At 66.4% G+C, this 5330-nt stretch carries 3 protein-coding genes and 1 pseudogene; 2 read left to right on the top strand and 2 right to left on the bottom strand.

All coding sequences use genetic code 11. The annotated features are described in order from the left end of the window. Positions 1 to 1094: pseudogene (locus ACFTZB_RS42660) on the bottom strand (pyruvate dehydrogenase); the annotation flags it as partial. A gap of 508 nt (positions 1095 to 1602) precedes the next feature. Between ACFTZB_RS42660 and ACFTZB_RS42655 the strand changes: the two are divergent. Then, a complete protein-coding gene (locus ACFTZB_RS42655; protein WP_378441537.1) occupies positions 1603 to 3453 on the top strand; it encodes an acetolactate synthase large subunit in 1851 nt (616 codons plus the stop codon). A 61-nt stretch (positions 3454 to 3514) separates the two neighbouring features. Then, positions 3515 to 3919: a DoxX family protein gene (locus ACFTZB_RS42650; protein ID WP_378441535.1), complete on the top strand. Its 405-nt coding sequence runs from the start codon at positions 3515 to 3517 to the stop codon at positions 3917 to 3919. Positions 3920 to 4005: 86 nt separating this feature from the next. On the opposite strand, the gene ACFTZB_RS42645 is transcribed toward ACFTZB_RS42650, so the two are convergent. Next, positions 4006 to 5310: an amidohydrolase gene (locus ACFTZB_RS42645; protein WP_378441539.1), complete on the bottom strand. Its 1305-nt coding sequence runs from the start codon at positions 5308 to 5310 to the stop codon at positions 4006 to 4008. Positions 5311 to 5330 lie beyond the last annotated feature (20 nt).

The following is a 5330-nucleotide window of genomic DNA, read 5'->3' as shown; positions in this document are numbered from 1 at the left end:
GGATCCATCCCCAGTTCGGCCGCCAACTGCTCGTACTGCTCGACCGTCAGCAACGACGAATGATTCTGCGGATGCCCCTGCGTCGGCAGGCCGCGGCCCTTGATCGTGTACGCGATGATCACCGTCGGGCGGGTGTCGTCGATCCGCGCATACGCCGCCCGCAGCGCGTCGAGATCGTGGCCACCCAGATTCCGGATCGCCGCGAGCAGGGTGGTGTCCTCCAACTCCGCGATCAGCGAGGCGATCGCCGCGGCGTCGGGGCCCGCCCCGGGCAAACGACGACGCACTTCCTCGGCGTCGCAGCGCAGCAGCCGCTGGTATTCCGGGTTCGGCATGTCCAAAATCCGCGACCGCAGCGCCGGACCACCCGACCGGGTGAACAACGACTCCAGCAGCGTCCCGAACTTCACCGTGATCACCTGCCACCCCGCGGCGGAGAACATCGCCTCGAGCCGGCCGGCCGCGATGTTCGGGACCACCCGGTCCAGGGACTGCCGGTTCAAATCGACGATCCACACGATCTCCCCGAGTTCGGCGACCGAGGTGTCGAGGATCGCCTCCCACACCGCGCCCTCGTCCAACTCCGCATCCCCGACCAGCGAGTACTGCCGGCCCGTCCCCGCCGAACCGATCTGAGTGTTCACATACCGGCGGGCGATCGCACCCCAGATCGGGGCGGTCGCACCGATCCCCACCGACCCGGTCGAATAGTCCACCGGATCCGGATCTTTCGCCCGCGACGGATACGACTGCAGGCCACCGAACTCCCGCAACGTCGTCAGATACTTCTCGTCCAACTCCCCCAGCAGGTAGTTGATGCCGTGCAACACCGGCGACGCATGCGGTTTCACCGACACCCGATCCCCCGGCCGCAACTGCTCAAACCACAACGACGTCATGATCGACACCATCGACGCACACGACGCCTGATGCCCACCCACCTTCAACCCCGACGGATTCGGCCGAACCCGGTTGGCGTGATGGATCATCGACGTCGCCAACCACAACACCCGCTCTTCGATTTCACGCAGCGTTTCCGAGTTGTCGCCGGCGGCCGGCGTGTGCTGATTGACGAAGGAGGTTGTCGCGGTCATGGGTCACTTCCTGTTGGCTGAATGCGTCTGTTCGGTGCGCATTTCGTCATCGATGGGCAGCGGGATGAGGCGGCGGGCCGACAGCGCGACTGTCCATTTCGGCTCGCTGTTATGTCGGTCACGCTGAAACTCACGGTAGGGCGGGAAACGAGGCGTTGGATAGCCGGTTTACGCGATGATCCGTCCACTACGCGAACCGCCGGATTCCGATGTGCAGCTGCACTCTCCGGCCGAGATTCCCCCTCGACGGCTGGCGCGGTGCGCAATCTGCGCACCCCAGCAAGTTCGGACGCGACACCCTCGCGCAGAGTGCTGAAATCGGTTGGTTCCGATTGTCGATCGCAGTGGGCTGTGTTCCACTGGGCATTCCGGCTCGCCCATCGGTGAGCACGGGTCCCTGCGCACCATCCTCCGATCCCGAGGATGTCCGGCAGGCCACGAAGTCAGGTATCCGACACTTCGCCCGGCCGTGTCGACTCGACAGCTCGCCCAGATCAGAGGACTTCCCGTGACTGCATCTACCGAATTCAGCGAACAGACGACTTCCCCCGCGATCCGACGCCACCCCGAACGAGTCACGGGAGCGCAGTCCGTCGTGCGCTCACTCGAGGAACTCGGCGTCGACTGTGTGTTCGGCATCCCCGGCGGTGCGATCCTGCCCGTCTACGACCCACTGCTCGAATCGACGCGGGTGCGGCACGTGCTGGTGCGCCACGAGCAGGGCGCCGGTCACGCCGCCACCGGCTACGCGCAGGCCACGGGCAAGGTCGGCGTCTGCATGGCCACGTCCGGGCCAGGCGCAACGAACCTGGTGACCCCGCTCGCCGACGCCCAGATGGACTCCGTGCCCGTCGTCGCGATCACCGGCCAGGTCGGCAGCCATCTCATCGGCACCGACGCCTTCCAGGAAGCCGACATCTCCGGAATCACGATGCCGATCACCAAACACAACTTCCTGGTCACCGATCCTGCCGACATTTCCCGGACCATCGCCGAGGCCTTCCATATCGCCTCCACCGGACGGCCCGGTGCCGTGCTCGTCGACATCCCGAAAGACGTCCTCCAGGCACAGACCACCTTCACCTGGCCACCGGAAAGACATCTTCCCGGCTATCGCCCGACCACGGCACCGCACGGCAAGCAGATCCGCGCAGCCGCAGCGATGATCAACGCAGCCGGCGCACCGGTCCTGTACGTGGGGGGCGGGGTGATCAAGGCCGACGCGGCGATCGAATTGCGGACGCTCGCAGAATTGACCGGCATCCCCGTCGTCACCACCCTGATGGCGCTCGGCGCCTTCCCCGACAGCCACCCGCTGCACTACGGCATGCCCGGCATGCACGGGACCGTCGCCGCCGTGGCGGCCTTGCAACGCAGCGACCTCCTGATCACCCTCGGTGCGCGATTCGACGACCGCGTCACTGGGCACGCCGCCTCGTTCGCCCCGAAAGCGCGGGTCATCCACGCCGACATCGACCCCGCCGAGATCGGCAAGAACAGGGATGTGGACGTCCCGATCGTCGGCGACTGCAGAGAGGTCATCGAGGCGCTCACCGACGCCCTCCGCCTCGAACGCGCCGCCGGCACCGCCCCTGACCTTCATGGCTGGCGTGCATCGCTGGACGAGATGCGATCGGCGTATCCGGTGAGTTACGACCGACCCGCCGACGGCAGCTTGTCGCCACAGCTGGTGATCGAGGCGGTCGGCAAAGCGGCCGGACCGGACGCAATCTACGTCTCCGGCGTCGGCCAACACCAGATGTGGGCCGCCCACTTCCTCGGCTTCGAGAAACCGCGGACCTGGCTGAACTCCGGCGGACTGGGCACGATGGGATACGCCGTGCCCGCCGCCCTCGGCGCGAAACTCGCTGCGCCCGAACGGGAGGTGTGGGCGATCGACGGTGACGGCTGCTTCCAGATGACCAATCAGGAACTGGCGACGGCCGCGATCGAGGGGGTGCCGGTCAAGGTGGCCCTGATCAACAACGGCAACCTCGGCATGGTCAAGCAACTGCAGGCGATCCACTACGACGGACGGTACTCCCAGATCGACCTGGCCACCCACTCGCGCCGGATCCCCGACTTCGTCAAGCTCGCCGACGCTCTCGGCTGCGTCGCATTGCGGTGTGAGCGAGAGGACGACGTGGAATCGGTCATCGAGCAGGCGCGGGCGATCACCGATCGACCAGTGGTCATCGACTTCGTCGTCAACGACGACACCCTCGTGTGGCCGATGATCGCGGCAGGCACGAGCAACGACCACATCATGGCCGCCCAGGGAATTCGCCCACTGTTCGATGACGAGCAATCGGCGGAGAGGGCCACCGTCGCCGCCCTGACGAAACCATCGGGTGAGTGAAGAAACCTATCGGGCCAGGTGAAATTCTCTTGGCCACAGAAATATTCGAGAGGACACGTCAATGAAACCCCTACTCCTCGGAGCCCGAATCCTGACCGGGGCTACCTATGCGCTGCTCGGCTTCGACGCCGCCCGAACGCCGGGTGCCCGTGTCGAGCAGGCGGCGCCCATGCTCGCTGCGCTGCGAAAGGTAGCGCCGGTCCCGAACGACGACGAACTGATCGTCCGCGCGAACGGTGCGGTCCAGGCATTCGCCGGCGCGACACTGGCACTCGGCCTGTACCCGCGGGTGTCGGCACTCGCGCTCGCCGGGTCGCTTGTTCCGACGACGGTGGCCGGACACGGATTCTGGTCACTCGAGGTCCCCACGGCACGCAAGATGCAACGAGTCCAGTTTCAGAAGAACGTGGCGATGCTCGGCGGTCTGCTTTATGCCGCGCGCGATACGTCGACATCACGTTCGTGAGCTGAGATATCGAGAACGCGAAGCTGGCCCCGCCCGGTCACACCTGGGCGGGGCCAATCCCTCCTCTGCCGGACCTTCGGGTGGGGTCAGGTCGCGAGCCACTCCAGAGCGGCGACCACCAGCGCTTGCGTTCCCGTATCGCAGGTCGGTTGGATCATCGGCGCGAAGTTGGGGGCGTGGGGAGCCGGAATATCCTGTGCCACTCGGCCGGATTCTGCGGCCGACCGGTACAGCTCCGGGTCGATACATCCGATCCCCCAGTATGTGTACGGTGTCCCGAACGCCCCGGGGATGTCGCTGAAGTTCTCACTCGCAGGCAGTTGCTCCATCTCGCCGATGCGATCGGCTCCGAAGAACGCCTCGAATGCGGCGGCGACCCGTTCCGTCGTCTCTGCGTCGTTGTCGGTCAACGGGAATTGGTCGAACATCGTGAATTCGGGGTCTTTCGGGCAGCCCGAGGCCCCGCACTCCGCCGCGACGATCCGGTGCACGGCGTCCAGAAGTATCTTCCGGGTCTGCTCGCTGTAGCTGCGGATGTTCAGTTCCAGGACGGCCCGGTCCGGGATGACATTGCTCTTGGTACCGGCTCGGATGCAGCCCACGGTGAGAACCGCAGTGTCCGAGGGCGGTACCTCGCGGGACACCACGGTCTGGAGGCGGACCACGATCATCGCCGCGAGCGCAACGGGGTCGACGGTGGTGTGGGGCATCGAGCCCGGCCCGCCGCGACCGTGGAGAGTGATCCGGATGCTGTCGGCCACCGACAGTGCCGGCCCGGACCGGGTGCGGACGTGCCCGGCAGGCAGCTGCAGATTGTGTTGCGCCAGGGCGACGTCGGGTCGGGGAATAGTCCCGGCGAGGTTGTCCTCGACCATGATCCGGGCTCCGTCCCCGACCTCCTCCGCGGGCTGGAAGAGTGCGATGAGGGTGCCACTCCACTGCTGTCGGCCGGCGGCGAGCAGGTGGGCCGCGCCGACCAGACAAGTGGTGTGCATGTCGTGCCCGCACACGTGAGAGACCGGGATCTCGCTTCCGTGGGCATCGATGTCGGTCGTGGTACTCGCATACGGCAGTCCGGTGTCTTCCCGGACCGGAAGCGCATCCATCTCGGCCCGCAACAGCACGACCGGGCCGTCACCGTTGCGAAGGATGCCCACCAGTCCGGTGCCGCCGACGCCGTCGTGGACGGTGAAGCCGGCGTTCTCCAGGCGCGCGGCGACCTTCTTCGACGTCTCGAACTCGCGGTGCGACAGTTCCGGATGGCTGTGGACGTCGCGGTAGAAGTCCTCCTGCCAGCCGCGTACGTGCGGCAGCGCGGCGAGGACTGCGGCCGCGGCCGTCGTTGCCGGCGCGGGAGAAGCGGTGGGTGTGGTTTTCGGTGTGAGGTTCATCAGGATCCGTTCTCCTCGTC

The organism is Rhodococcus sp. NPDC057014, from assembly GCF_042673295.1.
Lineage (GTDB): Bacteria > Actinomycetota > Actinomycetes > Mycobacteriales > Mycobacteriaceae > Rhodococcus_F.
Note: the sequence above shows the minus strand (reverse complement) of the source record. Positions and strands in the feature narration are given on the sequence as shown.